The sequence below is a fragment of the Pseudomonas sp. GD03903 genome (assembly GCF_029840045.1).
GTDB lineage: Bacteria > Pseudomonadota > Gammaproteobacteria > Pseudomonadales > Pseudomonadaceae > Pseudomonas > Pseudomonas pseudonitroreducens.
The window spans coordinates 177,453-200,477 of sequence record NZ_JAOCBT010000010.1 but is presented as its reverse complement, the minus strand read 5'-3'; the positions used below and the strand labels follow the sequence as shown (position 1 = coordinate 200,477).

At 67.2% G+C, this 23,025-nt stretch carries 17 protein-coding genes; 7 read left to right on the top strand and 10 right to left on the bottom strand.

Annotated elements, in window-relative coordinates:
• Window positions 1-62: 62 nt before the first annotated feature.
• The 4 genes from N5C91_RS18125 (at window position 63) to N5C91_RS18110 (ending at window position 6,089) form a co-directional block, all read left to right on the top strand.
• Entirely contained in the window at window positions 63-2,351 is a 2,289-nt protein-coding gene (locus tag N5C91_RS18125; RefSeq protein WP_279831013.1) for a DUF1631 domain-containing protein, read from the top strand.
• A gap of 75 nt (window positions 2,352-2,426) precedes the next feature.
• Window positions 2,427-2,993 carry a 1,6-anhydro-N-acetylmuramyl-L-alanine amidase AmpD gene (gene ampD, locus N5C91_RS18120; RefSeq protein ID WP_279831012.1) on the top strand — a complete coding sequence of 189 codons (567 nt, stop codon included), beginning with the start codon at window positions 2,427-2,429 and terminating at the stop codon, window positions 2,991-2,993.
• Window positions 2,990-3,832 (top strand): regulatory signaling modulator protein AmpE, encoded by an 843-nt coding sequence (ampE, locus tag N5C91_RS18115; protein ID WP_279831010.1) that lies wholly within the window; start codon window positions 2,990-2,992, stop codon window positions 3,830-3,832. The genes ampD and ampE overlap by 4 nt, the downstream gene beginning before the upstream one ends.
• A gap of 226 nt (window positions 3,833-4,058) precedes the next feature.
• Window positions 4,059-6,089, top strand: a complete 2,031-nt coding sequence (locus tag N5C91_RS18110) for a methyl-accepting chemotaxis protein (protein WP_279831008.1) — start codon at window positions 4,059-4,061, stop codon at window positions 6,087-6,089.
• A 227-nt stretch (window positions 6,090-6,316) separates the two neighbouring features.
• Here the strand turns inward: N5C91_RS18110 and N5C91_RS18105 are convergent, their stop codons facing one another.
• Together N5C91_RS18105 and cra are read right to left on the bottom strand one after the other, a co-directional pair.
• On the bottom strand, window positions 6,317-7,096 hold the full coding sequence (locus N5C91_RS18105; protein ID WP_279831006.1) for a TatD family hydrolase: 780 nt from the start codon (window positions 7,094-7,096) through the stop codon (window positions 6,317-6,319).
• A 4-nt stretch (window positions 7,097-7,100) separates the two neighbouring features.
• Complete coding sequence (cra, locus tag N5C91_RS18100; RefSeq protein ID WP_236175590.1) at window positions 7,101-8,093, bottom strand: catabolite repressor/activator; 993 nt, start codon at window positions 8,091-8,093, stop codon at window positions 7,101-7,103.
• 203 nt (window positions 8,094-8,296) lie between these two features.
• Here cra and ptsP point away from each other — a divergent pair, with 203 nt between their 5' ends.
• The 3 genes from ptsP to N5C91_RS18085 are packed head-to-tail and all read left to right on the top strand — an operon-like array spanning window position 8,297 to window position 13,919.
• Window positions 8,297-11,191 (top strand): phosphoenolpyruvate--protein phosphotransferase, encoded by a 2,895-nt coding sequence (gene ptsP, locus N5C91_RS18095; protein WP_279831003.1) that lies wholly within the window; start codon window positions 8,297-8,299, stop codon window positions 11,189-11,191.
• Entirely contained in the window at window positions 11,191-12,138 is a 948-nt protein-coding gene (pfkB, locus tag N5C91_RS18090; RefSeq protein WP_279831002.1) for a 1-phosphofructokinase, read from the top strand. Before ptsP ends, pfkB begins: the two co-directional genes overlap by 1 nt.
• A gap of 26 nt (window positions 12,139-12,164) precedes the next feature.
• A complete protein-coding gene (locus N5C91_RS18085) occupies window positions 12,165-13,919 on the top strand; it encodes a PTS fructose-like transporter subunit IIB (protein WP_279831001.1) in 1,755 nt (584 codons plus the stop codon).
• 118 nt (window positions 13,920-14,037) lie between these two features.
• Here N5C91_RS18085 and N5C91_RS18080 read toward each other — a convergent pair whose 3' ends face one another.
• The 8 genes from N5C91_RS18080 to arnB are packed head-to-tail and all read right to left on the bottom strand — an operon-like array spanning window position 14,038 to window position 22,923.
• Entirely contained in the window at window positions 14,038-15,420 is a 1,383-nt protein-coding gene (locus tag N5C91_RS18080; protein ID WP_279831000.1) for a UDP-glucose/GDP-mannose dehydrogenase family protein, read from the bottom strand.
• Window positions 15,421-15,460: 40 nt separating this feature from the next.
• Window positions 15,461-15,889, bottom strand: coding sequence for a 4-amino-4-deoxy-L-arabinose-phosphoundecaprenol flippase subunit ArnF (gene arnF / locus N5C91_RS18075; RefSeq protein ID WP_279830998.1), 429 nt, complete (start codon window positions 15,887-15,889; stop codon window positions 15,461-15,463).
• On the bottom strand, window positions 15,886-16,230 hold the full coding sequence (arnE, locus tag N5C91_RS18070; protein ID WP_279830996.1) for a 4-amino-4-deoxy-L-arabinose-phosphoundecaprenol flippase subunit ArnE: 345 nt from the start codon (window positions 16,228-16,230) through the stop codon (window positions 15,886-15,888). The genes arnF and arnE overlap by 4 nt, the downstream gene beginning before the upstream one ends.
• Window positions 16,227-17,873 carry a lipid IV(A) 4-amino-4-deoxy-L-arabinosyltransferase gene (gene arnT, locus N5C91_RS18065; protein WP_279830994.1) on the bottom strand — a complete coding sequence of 549 codons (1,647 nt, stop codon included), beginning with the start codon at window positions 17,871-17,873 and terminating at the stop codon, window positions 16,227-16,229. Before arnT ends, arnE begins: the two co-directional genes overlap by 4 nt.
• Window positions 17,870-18,757 (bottom strand): 4-deoxy-4-formamido-L-arabinose-phosphoundecaprenol deformylase, encoded by an 888-nt coding sequence (gene arnD / locus N5C91_RS18060; RefSeq protein ID WP_279831052.1) that lies wholly within the window; start codon window positions 18,755-18,757, stop codon window positions 17,870-17,872. The genes arnT and arnD overlap by 4 nt, the downstream gene beginning before the upstream one ends.
• Complete coding sequence (gene arnA, locus N5C91_RS18055) at window positions 18,754-20,775, bottom strand: bifunctional UDP-4-amino-4-deoxy-L-arabinose formyltransferase/UDP-glucuronic acid oxidase ArnA (RefSeq protein WP_279830993.1); 2,022 nt, start codon at window positions 20,773-20,775, stop codon at window positions 18,754-18,756. Before arnA ends, arnD begins: the two co-directional genes overlap by 4 nt.
• A complete protein-coding gene (gene arnC, locus N5C91_RS18050; protein ID WP_279830992.1) occupies window positions 20,772-21,776 on the bottom strand; it encodes an undecaprenyl-phosphate 4-deoxy-4-formamido-L-arabinose transferase in 1,005 nt (334 codons plus the stop codon). The genes arnA and arnC overlap by 4 nt, the downstream gene beginning before the upstream one ends.
• Before the next feature lie 7 nt (window positions 21,777-21,783).
• A complete protein-coding gene (gene arnB / locus N5C91_RS18045) occupies window positions 21,784-22,923 on the bottom strand; it encodes a UDP-4-amino-4-deoxy-L-arabinose aminotransferase (RefSeq protein WP_236175599.1) in 1,140 nt (379 codons plus the stop codon).
• Window positions 22,924-23,025: the final 102 nt, after the last annotated feature.

Genomic DNA, 23,025 nt, shown 5'->3' with positions numbered 1-23,025 from the left:
TACGGATGACGCCTCGATGACTGTTGGTGCCGCCAGAAGAGTCTGACGGCAGGAGACTTGCGATGCAGAACGACGCGAACGTAGTGCCGCTGAACAAGCCGGCCACGGAACCCTCGCAGACTTCCTTCGCTGGACGCGTTCCGGCGGGGCTCGTCGTTGTCCGCGATAAGGTCGCCGTTCAGTTGCGTCACGCCATGCAGGCCCTGTTCGACAATGCCGACGACACCCTGTTCGAGATGGCCGATCGCGCCGCCAACAACGCCGAACAGAGTGCCTATTTCGAAGCCATGCGCGACCTGCGCCTCAAGCGCAAGGGGATCGAGCGTGGCTTCCTGCAGAAGGTTTTCGAGAATTTCGCCAACCTGAACCAGTATGAAATCGGCCGTGCGCCGGTGCTGGATACGGTTTCCTACGAGAATCTCACCCTGGTGCAGAACGACGAACTGGAAGAGTCCGTCGCCCTCGACGCCATGGTCGCCAAGGTGATGAGCCGCGACGGCGTCGCTCTCACGCACCTCACCACCCGCTTCAACACCCTGGTCAGCAAGAAGGTCGAGGACAAGAGCAACCCGCTCGGTCCGCGCCAGCTCTGCGAGGCCTTCCTCGAGGCCTGCCGCGGCCTGGGCGTGGAGATCAAGGTCAAGCTGATCATCCTCAAGCTCTTCGAGAAGTACGTGCTGGCCGATGCCGAGCACCTCTACGCGGAAGCCAACCAGACGCTGATCGCCCTGGGCGTGCTGCCCGAGCTGAAATCCGTGCCGCTGCGTCGCCCGCCGCAACGTACCGTGCCCAGCACTCAGGGCGCAGCGCCCGCCGCTGCCGCCGAAGCAGGCGAGCAGGCTGCCGGCCAGCAAATGGACGCCGACAGCCAGGCCGCCTTCGCCGCCCTGCGCGACCTGCTCTCGCAAGTGCGTGGCAGCGCATCCCCGGCACGTCCGATGCCGGCCGACGCGGTGCCGATTTCCAGCAACGACCTGATGCGCCTGCTGTCCCACCTGCAGTCGCACCTGCCGGCGCAGAGCATCGATGAGATCGATGTGCGCCAGCACCTGGACCACCTGCTGACCCGCGTCAGCAGCAAGAGCGGCCGTTCCCGTGTGGTCGGCCAGGTGGACGAGGACGTCATCAACCTCGTCTCCATGCTCTTCGAATTCATCCTCGACGACCGCACCCTGCCGGATTCGCTCAAGGCCCTGATCGGCCGCATGCAGATTCCGATGCTCAAGGTTGCGGTGCTCGACAAGAACTTCTTCAGCCGGGGCAGTCACCCGGCGCGTCGCCTGCTCAACGAGATCGCTTCGGCCGCCCTGGGCTGGGCCGAGCAGTCGGACGGCCAGCGCGACCACCTGTACCAGAAGATCGAGCAGGTGGTGATGCGCCTGCTGAACGACTTCGTCGACGACCCGGCGATCTTTTCCGAGCTGCTCGACGAGTTCATCTCCTTTACCGGCGACGAGCGCCGCCGCAGCGACCTGCTGGAGCAGCGCACCCGTGATGCCGAGGAAGGCCGTGCTCGCGCCGAACTGGCTCGCCAGGATGTGGAAGGGGTGCTTAACGAGCGCCTGCTGGGTCGCACCCTGCCCGAGGTGGTGGTACGCCTGCTGCAGGAGGCCTGGAGTCAGGTCCTGTTGTTGACCTGCCTGAAACACGGCACCCATTCCGCTGAGTGGGAAGCCGCCCTGGCAACCATGGACGACCTGATCTGGAGCGTGGAGCCCCACGAGGATCCGGACTCCCGTCTGCGCCTGCTGGAGATGGTGCCGCAGTTGCTCAAGTCGCTGCGTGAAGGCCTGGCATCGGCCGCCTTCGATCCGTTCTCCACCGGCGAATTCTTCAGCCGCCTGGAAGGGCTGCATGTGCAGGCCTTCCAGCGCTACAAGCAGGTCGAGGAAGCACCGCTGCTCGACCTCGACGACGACCTGCCGTTGCTCGATGATCCGCTGGATGCGCCGGCAGCCATCGCACCCGCTGCGGCGCAGCCGGCCATGGTCGCGGTCGTGGAGGAGATCGTCCTCGCTTCGCCGGAGCCTGCACGTGCGGTGGAGCCCGAAGAAGCCTTCGCCGATGACGACGAGTCGCTGCGCAAGGTCGATGACCTGCGTGTCGGCAGTTGGGTGGAGATCCAGGAAGACGAAGAGCACAAGCTGCGTTGCAAGCTGGCGGCGGTGATTCGCCCGAGCGGTCGCTACATCTTCGTCAACCGCACCGGCATGAAGGTGCTGGAGAAGACCCGCATGAGCCTGGCCGTCGAGTTCCGCCGCAACGCCGTGCGCCTGCTCGACGATGCGCTGCTGTTCGACCGTGCCCTGGAGTCCGTGATCGGTAACCTGCGCCGTCTGAAGAACGCCTGAGCCCGCTGGCCCCGCGCCAGCGAGTGCATTTCCCCCGTCGCCTGCTTTAGAGTGGGGCTCTGCCAAGGAGTCTCCATGCAGATCGACCCCGAATCCGGCTGGTGCCGCGAAGCCCAGCATTGCCCCTCGCCGAACTTCAACGCCCGCCCCGAAGGCGAGGAAGTCTCGTTGCTGGTCATCCACAACATCAGCCTGCCGCCCGGCCAGTTCGGCACCTGCAAGGTGCAGGAATTCTTCCAGAACCGCCTGGACGCCGATGAGCATCCGTACTTTGCCAGCATCTGCAGCCTGACGGTCTCCGCGCATTTCCTCATCGAACGCGACGGCTCGCTGTTCCAGTTCGTTTCCTGCAACTCGCGCGCCTGGCATGCCGGCGTGTCGACCTTTGACGGGCGGGAGAACTGCAACGATTTCTCCATCGGCATCGAACTGGAAGGCACCGACATCGAGCCCTACAGTGACCGCCAGTACGAAGTGCTGGCCGAGCTGACACGGCAGCTGCGCAAGGTTTACCCCGCGATCACTGCAGAACGCATCCAGGGGCATTGCGACATCGCGCCGGAGCGCAAGACCGACCCCGGCGAGGCGTTCGACTGGGCGCGCTTCCTGGCGGATATCGGTGCGAAGAAGGAGTCGACATGAGTTTCCTGGTGCTGTTGCTGGTGCTGCTGGTCGAGAAGTTTTCCAACTGGCGTGCGCGGGTGCAGCGTGACGGCTGGTGGCTCGGCTGGCTGGATACCGTGGGTGGCGTCAAGTCGCTGCTGGCGCAGGCCTGGCTCGGCCTGCTGGTGGCGATCCTGCCGCCGCTGCTGTTGCTGGCGCTGCTGCTGACTGTCCTCGAGCCGGTGGCCTACGGCCTGCTGGCGCTCCCGGTACAGCTGCTGGTGGTGGTCTGGAGCCTGGGGCGCGGCGATGTGCTGCGTGCCATCGGGCCGTTCCGCGATGCCTGGCGCCGTGAAGATGCCCAGGCTGCCTACCACGTCGCCGAGCGTGACCTGGGTGTGCAGGTCCAGGCCGATGGTGACGACGATCTGTTCGCCGTGGTGCAGGGCACGTTGGTCTGGGAGGCCTACCAGGCCTTCTTTGCAGTGATCTTCTGGTACGCGCTGCTCGGCCCGGTGGCTGCACTGGCCTATCGGCTGCTCGCCATTGCCGCCGAACAGGGGCGCCAGCCGGTGCTGCGCGAGCGCGCCGCACAGTTGCGCCATGCCTTCGACTGGCTGCCAGCACGGGCACTGGTGCTGAGTTTTGCCCTGGTCGGCAACTTCGTCGCGGTGACCCGCACCCTGCTGCACGACCTGCTGGCCTGGGACGTGCCTGCCGCTCGTCTGCTGGCGCGTGCCGGCTACGTGGCCGAAGACTTCAACGAGGGCGGCCTGGGTGCCAAGGGCGTCGCCAGCCTGGATGCGCTCTGGCAGTTGCTGGTGCGCTCTGCGGTGCTCTGGTACGCGGCCTTCGCCATCTGGACATTGCTGCTCTGATCCCGCGAGTCGGGCCGGCTGCCGCCGGTCCGATGATGGCATTTTAACCTTAAGTTACAGAACTCCCCGCCGATATCAGGTACACATCGATTCCAGAGCGCGAGATGACGGCCGCTGCATGACAGTGGCCGCGCTGCCGAGCGCACGTGGCGACAACCCGTCCAGGGGCGCGCCGCACCATCCCCGACAAGCGACATAACAATAACGGGAACAGGAGACGTCTTTCGTGAGGACCGTGCTCTATCCGGCCATCGCGCTGATGAACCGTCTGAGCTTCGGCATGAAGTTCAGCCTGATCAGTGTGCTGTTTTTCCTGCCGATGCTGATTACCAACTTCTACCTGGTGCGCGACTCCTACGGGCAGTTCGTCAGTACCCGCGCCGAACTGGAGAGCCTCCAGTTGATCGGCAACGGTCTGCAGGTGCGCCGCCACCTGGAGTCCTACAACGATCTGTTGCAGATCAACGGGATTCTCGGCCAGTCCAGCAAGACCGCCGGCCTCGACGCGCGCATCAGCCAGTTGCACAAGGACCTGCAGGCGCAGATCAGCGCCCTGCAACCGGTCACCCAGGATGCCGAGCAGATCACCGAGTTCAACGCCAAGCGCGATGAGCTGCTGGCCAGCCTGAAGGGCGTCGACGCCGAAGGCTCGCTGCAGAGCAAGTCGGCCATGGCGTCGCGCCTGCTCAGCGAAGTACAGGTGTTCAACAAACTGCTGGTGTCCCAGGCTGGCCTGAGCCAGGATGACGCCCGCGACCTGCGTCAGCTTGCCGAACTGATCACCTCCGGCACTCCGCAAGTCACCGAGACCCTCAGCCAGGGCCGCACCATGGGGGCCGGGGCGCTGGGGCAGGGGTTCCTCAATTCCTCCACCAGCAGCAAGCTGGATGACCTGCTGCAGGAACTGGAAAAGCTCCACGCCGAGTACGGCCTCAAGCTGCAGGACGCCCTGGGTGCCAGCACGGCGGCGCAGAGCGCGTTGTCTGCGGATGCCCAGGCCAGCCGTGAAACCATCAAGAGCATGGGCAAGCTGTTCGAGGACAAGGTCGTCATGGCCGACACCCTCGACACGCCGTGGCCGGAGTTCTACGAGCAGGTCAGCAAGGCGATCGAGCAGACCTACCGCCTCGACGACCAGGTGCTGCAGTACGTCGATGGTGCGCTGCAGGCGCGCCTGGCCAGCAAGCAGCGGCAGATGCTGCTGCTGGTTGTCGCGCTGCTGGTGGTGTTCGTCTCCATCGTCTACCTCTACGGTGGCTTCTACGTCTCCACCCGCACCACCCTGAAGAGCCTGGGCAAGATGATGGAACGCGTCGCTTCCGGCGACATGACCGTCAACTTCCAGGCCCAGAGCCGCGACGAACTGGGCGAACTGGGCGATGCCTTCAACCAGACCGTGTCGAAGATCCACGACCTGATCGAGCAGGTCGGCCGCACCGTCAGTGAAGTGGAGCGGCAGACCGTGCGCGTGGAGTCGGTGTCCGCCGAAAGCAATCAGGCGGTGGCTGGCCAGCGCAACCAGATCGAACAGGTCGCCACGGCGATGAACCAGATGGCCGCAACCGCCCAGGAAGTCGCGCGCAGCGCTGCCGTGGCGGTGGGTAGCGCGCACAACGTGAATCAGGAAACCACCAGCGGCCGTGCTCTGGTGGAGTCCCAGGTGGGCAGCATCCAGCGCCTGGCGGGGGAGATCGACGAATCGGTGGCAGTGATCAACCAGCTGGCCGCCGACAGCGCCTCCATCAGCCGCGTGCTGGACGTGATCAAGGGCATCGCCGAACAGACCAACCTGCTGGCGCTCAACGCCGCCATCGAGGCCGCGCGCGCCGGCGAGCAGGGCAGGGGCTTCGCCGTGGTCGCCGACGAAGTGCGCACCCTGGCCAAGCGCACCCAGCAGTCCACCGAAGAGATCGAGCAGATGATCGCGCGCCTGCAGAACGGCGTGGGCGCCGCCGTGAAGGCGATGGGCAGCAGCCACCAGACCGCCGACGGCACCGTCAGCCAGTCGGCCCAGGTGCAGCAGGCGCTGGAGAATATCCTCAGCGCGGTCGGCGCCATCGTCGACCAGAACCAGCAGATCGCCGCCGCGGCCGAGCAGCAGACGGCTGTGGCCCACGACATCGATCAGAACATCGTCGAGATCAACCAGGCCGGCGAGCGCACCTCCGAAGGCGCCAGCGAGACCGAGCGCGCCAGCCGCGAACTGGCCGGGCAGGTGGTGGAGCTCAAGCGACTGATCGGCGCGTTCCGCGTCTGATCTGCAAGGATTCGGGACGGGCCCGGTGGCCCGTCTCGTGACAGGGTTTTCGCCAGCAGACCGATGTCCGTGGGTCGCACGGATGCACCCCATCTCACGGGCATCGGTTTGTCGGTGAATTCGACATGCGGCTTTCTGTAGCAGCGAGCTTGCTCGCGAACGGAGTCAGCCGGTCACTTCATTGTTGGGCGGTTCGCGAGCAAGCTTGCTCTTACAAGTAGGGCGGTTCAGCGCCAGCCGAACAACTCCATTGCGTTGCGTGTGCTGGCGTTGGCCAGATCCTCTGCGCTGATGCCCTTCAACTCCGCCAGTGCCACGCAGATATCCGGCAGATGCTCCGGGCTGTTGCGCACGCCGGGGTACATCGACGGCGCCATGTCCGGCGAGTCGGTCTCCAGCACGATGGACTCCAGCGGAATCTCCGGCACCACCTTGCGCAGGCGATTGGCCTGCGGCCAGGTCGGCGCGCCACCCAGGCCCAGGCGGAAGCCCAGCTTGAGGTATTCGCGGGCTTCTTCGCGGCTGCCGGCGAAGGCGTGGATGATTCCCTGGCGTTTGGGCTTATAGCGTTTGAGCGTGGCAATCATTGCCGCATGGGCGCGGCGCACGTGCAGCAGCACCGGCAGTTCGAAGTCGATGGCGAGGCGCAGCTGTTCCTCGAAGATCGCCTGCTGGCCGTCGCGGTCGAGGTCTTCGAGGTAATAGTCCAGGCCGATCTCGCCCACCGCGCAGAGCTTCGGATGGCCGACCAGGCGTTCGAGCCATTCGCGCAGCGCAGCGAGATGCTCCGGTCGGTGTCGCGCCAGGTAGATCGGGTGCAGGCCCAGGGCGGCATAAAGGTCCGGTTCATTTTCCACTAGTGCCCAGACGTCTTCCCAGTTCTCGCGGAACACCCCCAGCAGCACCTGTCGCTCCACACCCAGTTCGCGGCTGCGTTGCAGAACCGCGGCACGATCCTGCTCGAAGTCCGGGCAGTCGAGATGGTTGTGGGTGTCGATCAGGCGCATCGGCTTACTCCGTGCGCAGTTTGAGGTTGCGCGGGATCGGGTGTACGCCGGGGGTGTAGCTGTTCTGCTCGATGGCGGCCAGCGCCAGGTCCAGCGCGCGCTCGGCGATCAGCGCGTGCTGCTGGGAGATGGCGTTGACCTTCAATGGTACGAAGTCCAGCAACTGGGTGTCGCCGAAGGTGGCGATGCGCAGGTTCGCCGGCCAGCCGCTGGGTAGCGCCTGGAGCACATCGAAGACGCCTTCGAGCAGTACGTAGGAGGTGGTGATCAGCGCGTCGGGCAACTGCCCTTGGCCGGCCAGCAGTTCTTCCATCAGGCGACGGCCGCAGGGGCGGCTGAAGGTCTCGCCGTGCTCGATCAACACCTGGCCCTGGTAGTCGCGCAGGGCGCTGCGGAAGCCGGCGGCGCGCTCCTGGGAGATGATCAGTTCCGGTCTGGCGCCGAGCAGCGCGATGCTGCGCGGCGCCGGTTTCAGCAGGCTGGCGGTGAGGCGCTGGCTGGCGTCGCGGTCGTCGCTGACTACCGAGCAGAAGCGTTGCGGGTCGAGCTGGCGATCCACCGCGATGATCGGCACGCCGTCGGCTTGCAGGCGCGCGTGGCTGTCATCACCTGCAGGCAGACAACTGGCGACGATCAGTGCGTCGCAGCGTCGCGCGCGGAACAGGTTGAGCACCTGACGCTCGGTGTCCGGCTCGTCGTCCGAGCAGGCGATCAACAACTGGTAGCCACGTGCGCGCGCGCCTTGTTCGAGCAGCTTGGCGAGCTTGGCGTAGCTGGGGTTTTCCAGGTCCGGGAGGACGAAGCCCAGGGTCCGGGTCTGCCCGCGGCGCAGGCTGGCGGCCTGCTGGTCCGGGTGGTAGCCGTGTTCCTCGATCACCGCGCGCACGCGTTCCACCGTGGCGGCGCTGATGCGGCGCTGGATGGCCTTGCCATTGATCACATAGCTGGCGGTGGTGACCGATACACCGGCCAGGCGGGCGATATCACTGAGTTTCAACGCGGGATGCTGCCGACAATTGGGGGCTTCAAGGATCACGCATTATCGAGTAACGTGCCAGTCTCAATAGGTGAAACGATTCAGCATTGCGCACGCAGTATTGCCTGAACCCTGTTCCTGCGCCGCAACCTCTAAGCTGATCACCGTACAAGCGGATAACCGCCCCAGCGCCGGCGTGCGCGAACGCCGGTGAGGAGAATGCGATGCTCGAATTCAACGCGCAGCAGGTCCGCATGGGCCAGCGCGCTGCCGACAAGCAGGCCGCCCTGGTCATGCTTGGCGCTGTCCTCGAAGACGATGGGTTGGTCGCCGAAGGCTATCTGGCTGGCTTGCAGGCCCGCGAGGCACAAGGCTCCACCTACCTTGGGCAGGGCATCGCCATCCCCCACGGCACCCCGGAAACCCGTCACCTGGTGCAACGCACCGGCGTACGCCTGATGCACTTCCCCGAGGGGGTGCAGTGGGGCGATGGGCAGACCGTGCACCTGGCGATTGCCATCGCGGCCAAATCCGACGAACACCTGCGCCTGCTGCAGCTGCTGACCCGTGCGCTGGGCGACGGCGAAGTGGGCGCGGCATTGCGCGCGGCGCAGCAGCCGGATGACCTGATCCAGTTGCTGCAAGGCGGAGCGCCGCAGCCGCTGTTGTTCGATGAGCACCTGGTCGGGCTGGGCGTTGCCGCCGAGGACTTCGACGAGCTGGCGCTGGTTGGCGCCCGCCGCCTGAAGAAGGCCGGCTGCGTCGTGCCCGGCTTCGCCGCCGCGCTGCATGACCAGGAAGCCCTGCCGCTGGGCGGTGGGCTCTGGTGGCAGGACAGCGAGCAATGCGTCACTCGCCCCGGGCTGGTCTTCGTCACCCCGGTGCGCGAGCTCAGCCACGCCGGCCAGCCGGTGCGTGGCCTGTTCTGCCTGGCCCGCCAGGGCGACGCCCACGAGGTAGTGTTCGCGCGTCTGTGCGACCTGCTGGTGGATGGCCGGGCTGCCGAGCTGGCGAGCGCTACCTCTGTTCGCCCGATGCTGGAAGCGCTGGGCGGGGAGTTGCCGGTGGACTGGCCGAGCATCCGCGTGCCGCTGGCCAACCCGCATGGATTGCACGCGCGCCCGGCGCAGGTGCTGATGCTGCTGGCGCGGGACTTCAGCGGGGAAATCCGCGTGCGCCTCGCCGAGGGCGAAAGCGCTGCGGTGTCGATCCGCAGCCTGAGCAAGCTGCTCAGCCTTGGCGCACGACGCGGACAGATGCTGGAGTTCTTTGCCGAGCCGGAGATTGCCGAAGCCGCACTGGCCGCTGTGCGCACGGCCGTGGAACAGGGCCTGGGCGAAGAGGTCGAGCCGCTGCCGGAAAGCATCGAGCCGAGCGTCGAAAGCGTGCAGCCGGACGAGCCGGAGGCGCAGGCCGTGCGAGCTCCCGAAGCTGGCGCGCAGCTCCAGGCTATCCCGGCCTCGCCGGGCATTGCCCATGGGCCGGCCTACGTACAGGTGGTTCGTGCTTTCGAGTTCGCTGCCCGCGGCGAGTCCGCGGAAGCCGAGCGGCAGCGACTGGATGCGGCGCGTGCTGCTATCAGCGAGGAGATCGACAGCCTGGTGGAACGCAGCCAGGTCAAGGCGATCCGCGACATCTTCGTCACCCACCAGGCCTTGCTGGACGACCCCGAACTGCTCGACGAGGTGCAGGCGCGATTGGTCGAAGGTGCCAGCGCCGAAGCGGCCTGGAGCCAGGTGATCGAGCGTGTGGCCGGCGAGCAGGAGGCCCTGCGCGATGCGCTGCTGGCCGAGCGTGCGGCGGACCTGCGCGATGTGGGGCGGCGTGTGCTGGCGCGCCTGTGTGGCGTGGAAAGCGCGCTGGAGCCTGGCGAAGCCTACATCCTGGTGATGGATGAAGTCGGCCCGTCGGACGTGGCGCGGCTCGACCCGGAGCGGGTCGCCGGTATCGTTACCGCGCGCGGCGGTGCCACCTCGCACAGCGCGATCATTGCCCGGGCATTGGGTATTCCCGCGCTGGTGGGCGCCGGAGAGCGCGTGCTGGCGTTGGAGTCCGGAACGGCCTTGCTGGTGGACGGCGAGAAGGGCGAGCTGACAGTCGCCCCCGATGCACAAACGCTGCACGGCGCTGCCGCCCGGCGCGACTTGCGCGAGCGCCGCGCTGCGCAGGCCGAGGCTCGCCGTCATGAACCGGCGGTGACCCGCGACGGCCATGCCGTGGAGGTCTGCGCCAACCTTGGCGACACTGCCGGGGCGGTGAAAGCCGTGGAGCTGGGCGCGGAAGGCGTGGGCCTGCTGCGCACCGAGTTCGTCTTCATGGACAGCCCCCAGGCGCCGGACCAGGTGACCCAGGAGATCGAATACCGTCGCGTCCTCGATGCCCTGGAGGGGCGTCCGCTGGTGGCCCGTACCCTCGATGTGGGGGGCGACAAACCGCTGCCCTACTGGCCGATTCCCGAGGAAAGCAACCCTTACCTGGGTATCCGTGGCGTGCGTCTGACGCTGCAGCGTCCGCAGATTTTCCGTACCCAGCTGCGTGCCTTGCTGGGCGCCGCCGCCGGCCGCCCGCTGCGCATCATGTTTCCCATGGTCGGGCAGGTGGAGGAGTGGCGTCAGGCCCGCGACCTGACCCACGAACTCTGTGCGGAGCTGGGCGGCGAGCATGATCTGCAACTCGGCATCATGGTCGAGGTGCCGTCCGCCGCGCTGCTGGCGCCGGTGCTGGCGCGCGAGGTGGATTTCTTCAGCATTGGCACCAACGACCTGACCCAGTATGCCTTGGCCATCGACCGTGGCCATCCGAGCCTGTCCGCCCAGGCCGACGGCCTGCACCCGGCGGTGCTGCAACTGATCGACATGACGGTGCGCGCGGCGCATGCCCACGGCAAGTGGGTGGGCGTGTGCGGCGAGCTGGCCGCCGACCCGCTGGCGGTGCCCTTGCTGGTCGGCCTGGGCGTGGACGAGCTGAGCGTCTCGGCGCGCAGCATTCCGCTGGTGAAAGCGCGGGTACGCGAACTGGACCTGCCGACTTCCCGCGAGCTGGCGCAAGCGGCACTGACCCTGTGCTCAGCGGCGGACGTGCGCCAGAGCGTGACCCTCGCACTGCCGGAGGTGCACTGATGACCCGGATTCTCACCCTGACCCTGAACCCGGCGCTGGACCTCACCGTGCGCCTGCCGCAGATGGAGCCCGGCGAGGTGAACCGCAGCGAATCGGCACTCAGCCAGGCGGCCGGCAAGGGCCTGAACGTCGCCCAGGTGCTCGCCGACCTGGGCCATTCGCTGACCGTCAGCGGTTTCCTCGGCGCTGACAATGCGCTGCCGTTCGAGGCGCTGTTCCGTCGGCGCAGGTTCGTCGATGCCTTTGTTCGCGTGCCGGGCGAGACGCGGCGCAACATCAAGATCGCCGAAGGCAGCGGCCGTATCACCGATATCAACGGTCCTGGCCCGGAGGTCAGCCCGAGCCAGCAGGATGCGCTGCTGGATCGCCTGGACCTGATCGCCGCCGATTTCGACATCGCCATCGTTGCCGGCAGCCTTCCGCGCGGCATCGATCCGCAGTGGTTGCGCGAGTTGTTGCTGCGCCTGCAAGGACACCGGCTGAAGGTCGCCTTCGATTGCAGCGGTGCGGCCCTGCGGGCCGGCATCGAGGCCGCGCCCTGGCTGATCAAGCCCAACGACCAGGAGCTGGGCGAGGCCTGTGGAAAACCCGCCGACAGCGAGGCGCAGCGGCTTGCCCAGGTCGAGTCGCTGCGCGCGCGCGGCATCCAGCACGTAGTGCTTTCCCAGGGCGCCGAGGGCGTGCGCTGGTTCGGCCCGCAAGGTGCCTGGCAAGCGGTTCCGCCGAAGGTGGAGGTGGCCAGCACCGTAGGCGCTGGCGATTCGCTGCTGGCCGGCATGGTCCACGGCCTGCTCGCCGGTTGGCCGGCCGAGCGCGTGTTGCGCCAGGCGACGGCGGTGGCCGCGCTGGCGGTCACCCAGTTCCAGTTCGGCATCGGCGATGCGCAGCGACTCAAGCGCATCGAGGACGCGGTGCAGGTTCAGGCGTTGGCGCCGTGCCAGCCCTGAGCGATAGAACAACAAGAGGTATGACGATGAACCTTGCCCTGATCACAGCCTGCCCCAACGGCCAGATAGCCAGTGTACTCAGCGCCCGCCTGCTGCGTGCGGCGGCCGAACGCCTGGGCTGGTCGGTGTGTGTCGAGCAGCGCGACCCGCAGCATCCCGAACGTCAGTTGAGTGAAGGGCAGATTGCCGCAGCTGACTGGGTGCTGGTGGTCAGCGCGCAGCCGCAGGATCTCTCGCGCTTCGTCGGCAAGCGGCTGGTTCAGGCACGGCCTGCCGAAGCGCTGGCCGAGCCTGCCGCCTTCCTTCAGCGCGCGCAGGAAGAGGCGCAGGTCTGGCAGCCCGGTGAGTCCTCAAGCGCACCTGCCGCCGTGCAGCGCGCGGCGAAAGTCGTCGCGGTGACCGCCTGCCCGACCGGTGTGGCGCACACCTTCATGGCGGCCGAGGCGTTGCAGCAGACAGCGCAGCAGATGGGTATCGAGTTGCGGGTGGAAACCCAGGGCTCGGTGGGCGCGCGCAATCCGTTGAGTGCGGAGGAAATCGCTGCTGCCGACGTGGTCCTGCTGGCGGCGGACATCGAGGTGAACCCCGAGCGCTTTGCCGGCAAGCGCATCTTCCGTTGTGGTACGGGCGTTGCGTTGAAGCAGCCGCAAGCGACTATCGAGCGCGCGTTGCAGGAAGCGACGGCGGAGTCCGTTTCGTCTGCCGGCGGCAGCGTGGCGCCGACGAAAAGTGAAGCGCGCGGCGTCTACAAGCACCTGCTCACCGGCGTGTCCTTCATGCTGCCGATGGTGGTGGCTGGCGGCCTGTTGATCGCGCTGTCGTTCGTCTTCGGCATCGAGGCGTTCAAGGAGCAGGGCACGCTGGCGGCGGCGCTGATGCAGATCGGTGGCGACGCAGCATTCAAGCTGATGGTGCCGATGCTCGCCGGCTACATCGCCTGGTCCATCGCCGACCGTCCGGGGCTGGCGCCGGGGATGATCGGCGGGCTGCTGGCGAGCACGCTGGGTGCCGGTTTTCTCGGTGGCATCGTCGCCGGTCTGCTTGCCGGCTATTCGGCACGGGCGATTGCCCAGTGGATTCCGCTGCCGGCCAGTGTCGCGGCGCTCAAGCCGATCCTGATCATCCCGCTGCTGGCCAGCCTGTTCACCGGGCTGGTGATGATCTACGTGGTGGGCTCGCCGGTGGCGGCGATGATGGGCGCGCTGACCGACTTCCTCGCCGGCATGGGCACCACCAATGCCATCCTGCTCGGCCTGCTGCTGGGCGGGATGATGTGCGTGGACCTGGGTGGGCCGATCAACAAGGCCGCCTACGCCTTCTCCGTTGGCCTGCTCGCGTCGCAGAGCTATGCACCGATGGCGGCGGTGATGGCCGGCGGCATGGTCCCGCCGATCGGCATGGGCATCGCCACGCTGCTGGCGCGGCGCAAGTTCGCGCAAAGCGAGCGCGAGGCCGGCAAGGCGGCGCTGGTACTGGGCTTGTGCTTCATCTCCGAGGGCGCGATTCCGTTCGCCGCCAAGGACCCGCTGCGGGTGATCCCGGCGAGCATCGCCGGCGGTGCGCTGACCGGTGCGCTGTCGATGCTGTTCGGCTGCAAGCTGCTGGCGCCCCACGGCGGGCTATTCGTGCTGCTGATTCCCAATGCGATGAACCATGCGCTGCTCTACCTGCTGGCAATTGCCATCGGCAGCGTGGTGACCGGGGTGCTCTATGCGCTGCTCAAGCGTGGCGAGGCGGCGCCGATGATGGTGATGGGCGAGCAGGCGCCGGGGCGGGGTTGAACCGGAACTTGCGGGCGCGTAGGAGCGGACTCCGTCCGCGATAGGCTTATCCACGCGCCAGGCTAACCCGCGGAGCGCCCGATGAGACATCGCGGACGGAGTCCGCTCCTACGTCAGGTCAGGCGCTACGGCGTGGGCGTTGTTCGACGACCTGCGCCGGTACCGGCAGGCGGTGCGAGTCGCCACGGCCCATGGGGAAGTACTCGAAGCCGTAGCGCGCCACGCGCTCGGGGTCGAACAGGTTGCGGCCGTCGAAGATCACCGGTGCCTTCAGGCGGCTGGCCACCAGGTCGAAGTCCGGTGCCTTGAACTGCCGCCACTCGGTGCAGATCACCAGGGCGTCGGCGCCGCCCAGGGTGGCTTCCGGGGTGCCCATCAGGGTCAGGCGTTCATCGTGGCCGTACAGGCGTTGCGCCTCGGGCATGGCTTCGGGGTCGAAGGCGCGGACCTTGGCACCGGCGGCCCACAGGGCTTCCATCAGGGTGCGGCTGGGGGCGTCGCGCATATCGTCGGTGTTGGGCTTGAACGACAGGCCCCAGAGCGCGAACGTACGGCCCTTGAGCTTGCCGCCGTAGTAGCTGCGGATGCGCTCGAAAAGCTTGCTCTTCTGCCGCTGGTTCACCGCTTCCACCGCGCGCAGCAGGTCGCTGGAGCAGTGTGCTTCATCGGCGCTGTGGATCAGTGCCTGGACGTCCTTGGGGAAACACGAGCCGCCGTAGCCGCAGCCCGGGTAGATGAAGTGGTAGCCGATGCGCGGGTCGGCGCCCATGCCCTGGCGCACGGCTTCGATGTCGGCGCCCAGGTGCTCGGCCAGCTCGGCCATCTGGTTGATGAAGCTGATCTTGGTGGCGAGCATGCAGTTGGCGGCGTACTTGGTCAGCTCCGCGCTGCGCAGGTTCATGCTGAGGATGCGGTCGTGGTTGCGGTTGAACGGTTCGTAGATCTCGCGCATCACGTCCAGCACCTCGGGGCTTTCGCAGCCGATGACGATGCGGTCGGGTTTGCGGCAGTCGGCCAGCGCCGAGCCTTCCTTGAGGAACTCGGGGTTGGAGACGATCTCGAAGTCCAGGCTGCGACCCTGCTCGGCGAGCACCGCGAGCACCTGGGCTTTCACCCGGTCACCCGTGCCCACCGGCACGGTGGATTTCTCGACGATGATCACCGGTTGGGTGCGATGGCGGGCGATGCCTTCGGCCACCGCCAGCACGGCGCGCAGGTCGGCCGAGCCATCGGGCAGCGGCGGGGTGCCGACGGCAATGAACTGTACGCGACCGTGGGCGGCGGCTTCGGCGACGTCGCTGGTGAAGCGCAGGCGTCCGGCTTCCAGGTTGTCTTTCACCAGCTCGGCCAGGCCCGGCTCGAAGATGCTGATCTGGCCGCGCTTGAGCTTGGCGATCTTGTCCTCGTCGATGTCCATGCACAGGACGTCGTGGCCCACTTCGGCCATGACCGCGGCCTGCACCAGGCCCACATAACCGATTCCGAATACGCTGATTTTCATGATGTGCTCTCCCGAAAAGGGACTCGAAGCGGGATTGAGGTCAGTCGAACTGCGCGTGCTCGGAGCGAGCGTCGCTAGGTTTGATGACGGTTGTTCTGTCAGGCCGGCGTGGTGCGTTGATCGCGATCACGCCGGCAATCACCAGGCCGACGCCCAGGGTGCGCGGCAGGCTCAGGGGTTCGCCCAGCCCCGGCAACAAGGCGGCGCCGAGGTAGACCAGGGCGTAGCTCAGGCTCAGCCACGAATAGGCGCGGCTCAGTGGCAGGTGTTTCAGCGCGAGCAGCCAGCAGAGCATCGACAGCGCGTAGGCCAATACCGCGCCGCCAAGCGCCAGCAGGGCGGCGAGGTCGAGTTGCGCCAGGTCGAACGGCCAGTGCGACGGCAGGCGCGTCACGCTCCAGCGCATGCCGAGCTGCGCGCCGCTCACCAGCAGGACGCTGCCCAGGGCGAAAGCGATGCCGCGCTTCACGAATGCATCCCCAGCAGGGCGACGCCGGCGACGATCAGTGCCACGCCGAACCAGTGGCGCGCGTCGATACGCTCACCGAACAGACGGCCAGCCAGCAGCGTCACCAGGACGAAGTTGAGGCTCAGCATCGGATAGGCGACGCCCACGTCCAGGCGCTGCAGCACCAGCAGCCAGAGCAGCAGGCTGCCGCCGAGGCAGGCGACGGCCAGCAGCAGCCAGGGCGAGAAGAGTTTTGCCGCGATGCCCAGCGGTGCATCGCGCCAGCTTTCCACGGCGAGTTTCTGCGCCAGCTGGCCCATGCAGGTCAGCAGGCAGACGCAGGCCAGCAGCAGGGCCGTCATGGGCTGGCCTGCGGAATCAGCAGCACCACCAGGTGGTTCTGCCGGTAGCTGATGGCGTCGCTGGGCAGCAGCGCCAGGTCCTTTTCGTCGGCGTCGTCGTTGACCCGCATGACCACGCCGATGGAACCCTCGGCACGGGCGCGGTCGATCCAGGCGCGTATGTCCTTGGGCGCGATGCTGCGGCCCTGGCCTTCGGGGTAGGCCAGGCCGTACTTCAGCTCGCCCTCGGTATTGAACAGGGTGATGTCGCTGCGCCGGGCGCGCCAGGCCAGCGAGGTCGCCGCCCCCAGGTCGTTGCTCAGCAGGCTGCGGGCGCCCTGGAGCTGATCGAGGTGTTCGGCGATGAACTGGTCCGGCATCTTGCTGTTGACCAGTTTGTTCGGCATGGCGTTGGGCACCAGCGCCACCAGCAGCCAGGTCGCGAACGCCGGCGCTGCCCAGAGGCGATTGGGGCGCAGCAGTTGCAGCAGGCCGGACAGCAGCCAGGCGGCGCAGACCAGGACGATCATCAGCACGCTGGGCAGTTCGTCGTGATACTGCGGATGGCGGGCCTGCATGAACAGCAGGCCGGCCAGGGCGCTGCTGCCCAGCAGCAGGTTGAGCGCGCCGTTGAGTTTCAGCACGAGCAGGCTGCGCTGCTGCAGGGCGCGCCCGACGGCGTCGGCCATCAGCAGGGCCAGCGGGGCGAAGCAGGGCATGATGTAGGTCGGCAGTTTGCCCTTGGCCAGGCTGAAGAACAGGAAGGGCATGGCGAACCACAGCAGCAGGAACAGCAGCCTGGAGTCGCGCCAGCCTTTGAGTCCGTTGCGCAGGGCCGGGAAGATCAGCAGTGCCCAGGGTAGTGCGCTGGCGAACAGCAGCGGGACGAAGAACCAGAACGGGCGGCCGTGCTGGGCGTCGTCGCCGGCGAAACGGCGGATATGCTCGTGCCAGAAGAAGAAGTTCCAGAAGTCCGGCTCGCGGGCGTGGATCATCAGCACCCAGGGGGCGCAGACCAGCGCGGCCACCAGCACGGCCAGCGGCCCGTAGCGCAGCATCTCGCCGAAGCGTTTCTGCAGCACGGCGTAGGGCAGGCCGACGATCACCGGCAGCAGGAAGGCAAGGAAGCCCTTGGTCATGAAGCCGAAGGCGCAGGCGGCGCCCAGCAGGCTCCAGGCGGCGAAGCGCCCACGGCTGCTGGTCGCGTCGAAGGCGAACCACAGGGCGCCGATGCTGAGGTTCACGCAGAGGGTGAACTGCGGGTCGAGGTTGGCGTAGCCAGCCTGCCCGGCGATCAGTCCGAAGCTCAGGTACAGCAGGCCCGCAGCCCAGGTGCGGCGCGGGTCGTTCCACAGTCGGCGGGCGACCAGTATCACCAGCAGGGTACTCAGCGCGGTGACCAGCGCCGAAGCGAAGCGCACGCCGAACAGGTTCTGTCCGAACACCGCCTGGCTGGCCGCGATCAGCCAGTAGCCGCCGGTGGGCTTCTCGAAGTAGCGCAGGCCGAGCAGGTGCGGGGAAACCCAGTCGCCGCTCTGCAGCATGGCCTGGGTGATCTGCGCGTTGCGCGATTCATCGGGGATCCACAGGCCGTGGAACGCCATCGGCAGCAGGATGCACAGGACGAAGGCGGCGAGCAGTGCCGGGTAGGCCAGGCGCTTCATGCGTGCTGCACCCCCAGCCAGCCTTCACGGCCGGCCAGTTCGCCGCGCACCAGGCTGGCGACGGGCAGGGTAGTCGGGTCGTCCGGCAGCAGCCGGCCCAGCGGAACGAAGCGGATGCCGCCGGCCCGTGCCTGGGCCAGCAAGCGGCGGAAGTCGTGGGCCATGAGAATGCCCTCGACCTCGGCGTGAATGGTGTACACGTTCAAGGCGTCCATGTCGAAGCGGGAAAGGATGAAGTCGTTGAAGGCGGACGGCGCCACCTGCGGGCCAACGACCTCGTCGAAGGTGGGCATGTCCACCGGGATCTGCGGGATGCCCGCACGGCCGTCGGCCAGGCGCGGGCGGAACAGCGAGCGGCCCCGGCAATCGCTGTTGTAGCGGAAGCCGAAGCGCTCCTTGGCTTCCACGGTGCGCTCGTCGGCGCGCCAGCCGGCCACCGCCGAGCATTCCACCGGGTTGCCGAGGATGTCGGCGAGGGTGTCGACGCCACGACGGATATGTTGTTCCAGCTGCTCAGCGCTCCAGCGGCCGGCATTGGCCTGCCAGCCGTGGTGGTCCCAGGCGTGCAGGCCGACCTCATGGCCGGCGTCCTGGGCGCGCCGCATCAGGTGACCGAGGTCGCGACCGATCTGCTTGCCGGGCCAGGCGGTGCCGGCCAGGAGGATGTCCCAGCCGTAGAGGCCGGCGGCGTTGGAGCGCAGCATCTTCCAGAGGAACTGCGGGCGGATCAGGCGCCACAGATGCCGGCCCATGTTGTCCGGGCCGACGCTGAAGAAGAAGGTCGCCTTCACCTCGGCCTCGTCGAGCATGTCCAGCAACCGCGGCACGCCGTCACGGGTGCCGCGGTAGGTGTCGACGTCGATACGCAGTCCCGCTCTCATCAGGCGATGCTTTTCTTCAGCGGAAAGGCATGCGGCAAGCCGCCCGCACGTTCGGCCAGGGCCTCACGGAGGAAGAAGTCCAGAGTCTTGCCGATGGTCTCGGCCAGCTCCACGCTTGGCTGCCAGTTCAGCAGGCGACGGGCATTCTCGATGCTCGGCTTGCGGTGCGACACGTCCTGGTAGCCGTCGCCGTAGAAGCTGCGGCTTTCCACTTCGCGGAAGCCGGCAAACGGCGGGAACTGGTCGCGCAGCGGGTGCGCCTCGAACTGCCGCAGCAGCTCTTCACCCAGCTGGCGGATGCTCGCTTCGTTGTCCGGGTTGCCGATGTTGACGATCTGCCCGTCGCAGCGGCTGCCCTCGTTGTCGATGATCCGCGCCAGCGCCTCGATGCCGTCGTCGACATCGGTGAAGCAGCGCTTCTGCTCGCCGCCGTCGACCAGGCGGATCGGCGTGCCTTCCACCAGGTGCAGGATCAGCTGGGTGATGGCGCGGGAGCTGCCGATGCGTGCCGAATCCAGGCGGTCCAGGCGCGGGCCCATCCAGTTGAACGGACGGAACAGGGTGAACTTCAGGCCCTTCTGGCCGTAAGCCCAGATGACGCGGTCGAGCAACTGCTTGGAGACCGAGTAGATCCAGCGCTGCTTGTTGATCGGGCCGACGATCAGGTTGGACTTGTCCTCGTCGAAGTTGGCGTCGGTGCACATGCCGTACACCTCGGAGGTGGACGGGAAGATCACGCGCTTGTTGTACTTCACGCAGTAGCGGACCAGCTTGAGGTTTTCCTCGAAGTCCAGCTCGAACACGCGCAGCGGGTTGCGGGTGTATTCGATGGGCGTGGCGATGGCCACCAGCGGCAGGACCACGTCGCACTTCTTGATGTGGTACTCGATCCACTCGGTGTGGATGCTGATGTCGCCTTCGACGAAGTGGAAGTCCGGGTTGCCCTTCAGGCGCTCGATGGCGTCGGAGCCGATGTCCAGGCCGTAGACCTCGTAGTTGCCATCACGCAACAGCCGCTCGGAGAGGTGGTTGCCGATGAAACCGTTGACCCCGAGGATCAGCACGCGGGTCTTGCGCTTGGGCTTGCCGGCCGCGCCGTGCAGGCGCGAGCCATCCACCAGGCCCATTTCGCGGGCCAGCTGCGGGCCGGCGAGGAACAGGCCGCTGTCGCCCTGCTGGCCGGAGAGGATTTCCAGCGAGTCTTCGCCACAGGCGATACGCAGCGGATCGACCGCCAGCACCGAACCGGGCGCCTTGCCGTTGTTGCCGGCGACCACGCGCGAGCTCCAGACGATCAGCTTGCGATCGCCCACCGGGGCGAAGGCGCCGGGGTAGGGCTGGGTCACGGCGCGTACCAGGTTGTGCAGTTCGCGAGCCGGGCGCTGCCAGTCGAGCTGGCCGTCCGCCGGGGTGCGGCGACCGAAGTAGCTGGCGCGGGATTCGTCCTGGGCGACTTCCTGCAACTCACCGCGAGCCAGGCGCGGCAGCGCGGAGGCGAGCAGCTCGCGGGTGGCTTCGCGCAGCTTGCCGTGCAGCACCAGTGCGGTGTCATCCGGACCGATGGCGACGCTCTGCTGGGCGAGGATGCCGCCGGCGTCGGCGCGCTTGACCATGCGGTGCAGGGTCACGCCGGTCTCGCTCTCGCCGTTGACCAGCACCCAGTTGGCCGGGGCGCGGCCGCGGTAGCGCGGCAGCAGCGAACCATGCAGGTTGTAGGCGCCCTTGCTGGCGCAGGCCAGCAGCTCTTCGCTGAGCAGGTGGCGATAGTAGAAGGAGAAGATGTATTGCGGTTGCAGTTCGCGGATGCGCGCGATCCACAGCGGGTGGTTGACGTCTTCCGGGGCATGTACCGGGATGCCCAGGCGTGCGCAGAGCTGGGCCACCGATCCGTAGAAGCGATTCTCCTTGGGATCGTCGGCGTGGGTGAAGACGGCGTCGATCTGGTAACCGGCGGCGAGCAGCGCCTCGATGCCGGCGCAGCCGAAGTCGTGATAGGCGAAGACGATGGTCTGCTGGGTCATGGCTGGATGGACTCGAAAGAAGGGGAGGAAGTGGACATCTGGGCACGCGGCGCGTCGGCGCGGACGATGCGTTCGATGAAGAAGCGCGGGCGTGCCCGCACGTCGTTGTACATGCGGCCCAGGTACTCGCCGAGCAGGCCCATGCCGACCAGCTGCACGCCGGTGAACATGAACAGCACGGCGAACAGCACGAACACACCGTGGCCGGCCCAGGCGGCGCCGAACAGCAGGCGCAGCACCAGCAGCAGCAGGGCGAAGGCGAAGCCGGCCACCGCCATGCCGCCGCCGACGAAGGACAGCAGGCGCAGCGGCGAGGTGGTCATGCAGGTGACCAGGTCGAACATCAGGTTGATCAGGCGCAGGAAGTCGTACTTCGATTCGCCGTGCTCGCGCTCGGCGTGGGCGACGTGGATTTCGCTGGTCTGGCGGGCGAAGCTGTTGGCCAGGATCGGGATGAAGGTGCTGCGTTCGCGGCAGGCGAGCATCGCCTTGACGATGCTCGCGCGGTAGGCGCGCAGCATGCAGCCGTAGTCGTTCATTGCCACGCCGGTGGAGCGCTGCACGGCGAGGTTGATCAGCTTCGACGGCCAGCGGCGCAGGGCGGAGTCCTGGCGTTGCTGGCGCACGCTGCCGACCACGTCGTAGCCCTTGGCGGCTTCTGCGACCAGGCGCGGGATTTCTTCCGGCGGGTTCTGCAGGTCGGCGTCGAGGGTGATCACCAGGTCGCCCTGGCACTGCTCGAAGCCGGCCATGATCGCCGCGTGCTGGCCGTAATTGCGGTTGAGGATCACCGCCACCACATGGCTGCCGGGAGCCTCGGCGGCTTCCTGGAGCAGATCGGCGGAGCTGTCGCGACTGCCGTCGTCGATCAGCACGATCTCGTAGTCGCGGCCCAGCTGTTCGCAGGCGGCAGTGGTGCGGCGCAGCAGCTCGGGCAGGCTGGCCTCTTCGTTGTACACCGGGATGACGATGGACACACGGTTGATCGGATAGGCTTTCACGGTGGCGTTACCGGAGCAGGGTTTCGATGGCGTCGACCACGCGGTCCTGGTCGGCTTGGGTCATGTCGGGGAACAGCGGAATGGAGACGATCCGCGAGGAGTTCCATTCGGTGTTGGGCAACTGCACGTGCGGGTAGCGCTGGCGGTAGTAGCTGTGCAGGTGACTGCCGATGAAGTGGATGCCGCTGCCGATGCCGCGCTGCTGCAGGCCCTGCATGAAGGCGTCGCGGTCGATGCCGCAGCGCTCCTGGTCGATGCGCAGGACATACAGGTGCCAGGCGTGCTGCTGCGGGTAGTCCGGCAGCGCCAGCGGTTGCACGGGCAGGTGCGCCAGGCGCTCGGCGTAGCCGGCGGCCAGTTCGGCGCGGCGGGCGTTGATCGCTTCGAGCCTGGGCAGTTGCACCAGGGCGATGGCGGCGTTGATGTCGGTGAGGTTGTACTTGAAGCCCGGCTCCACCACCTGCGCCTGCGGCTTGCGGCCGTGGGTCAGGCGGTCGTAGGCGTCGACGCCCAGGCCGTGGAACTTCAGGGTGCGCACGCGGTTGGCCAGGGCCTCGTCGTCGGTGACGAACATGGCGCCCTCGGCGCAGGTCAGGTTCTTGATCGCGTGGAAGGAGAAGATCGCGGTGCCGCGCTGACCCACCGGCCGGCCACGGTAGAAGGTGCCGGCGGCATGGGCAGCATCCTCGATCACCGGAATCGCGTGGCGCAGGGCCAATTCGTTGATCGGGTCCATGTCGCAGGCCGCGCCGGCGTAGTGCACCGGGATGATGGCGCGGGTGCGCGGGGTGATCGCCGCTTCGATGCGTGCGGCGTCGGTCATCAGGGTGTCGCGGTCGACATCGACGAAGACGGGGGTGGCGCCCAGCAGGCAGATCATGTTGGCAGTGGACACCCAGGTCTGCGACGGGGTGATCACCTCATCGCCCGGGCCGATGCCCAGGGCCAGCAGGGCCAGGTGCATGCCGCCGGTGGCCGAGGAGAGTGCCACGGCATGGCGGCAGCCGATGGAGTCGGCGAAGCGTTGTTCCAGTTCCTGGTTCTTCGGCCCGGTGGTGATCCAGCCCGAGCGCAGGACTTCGTTGACTGCCTGGATCTCTTCTTCGCCGATGCTGGGGCGCGAGAAGGGGAGGAAGGGCGTTTCCATGTGGTGTTCCAAAGGCCGCGACGGCTCTGTCAGGGGGTGAGAGAACGCTACGGGGGAGATCGTTAAGAAGCCGTTAAGTGGATGTCGTTATTCCGTTCGTCG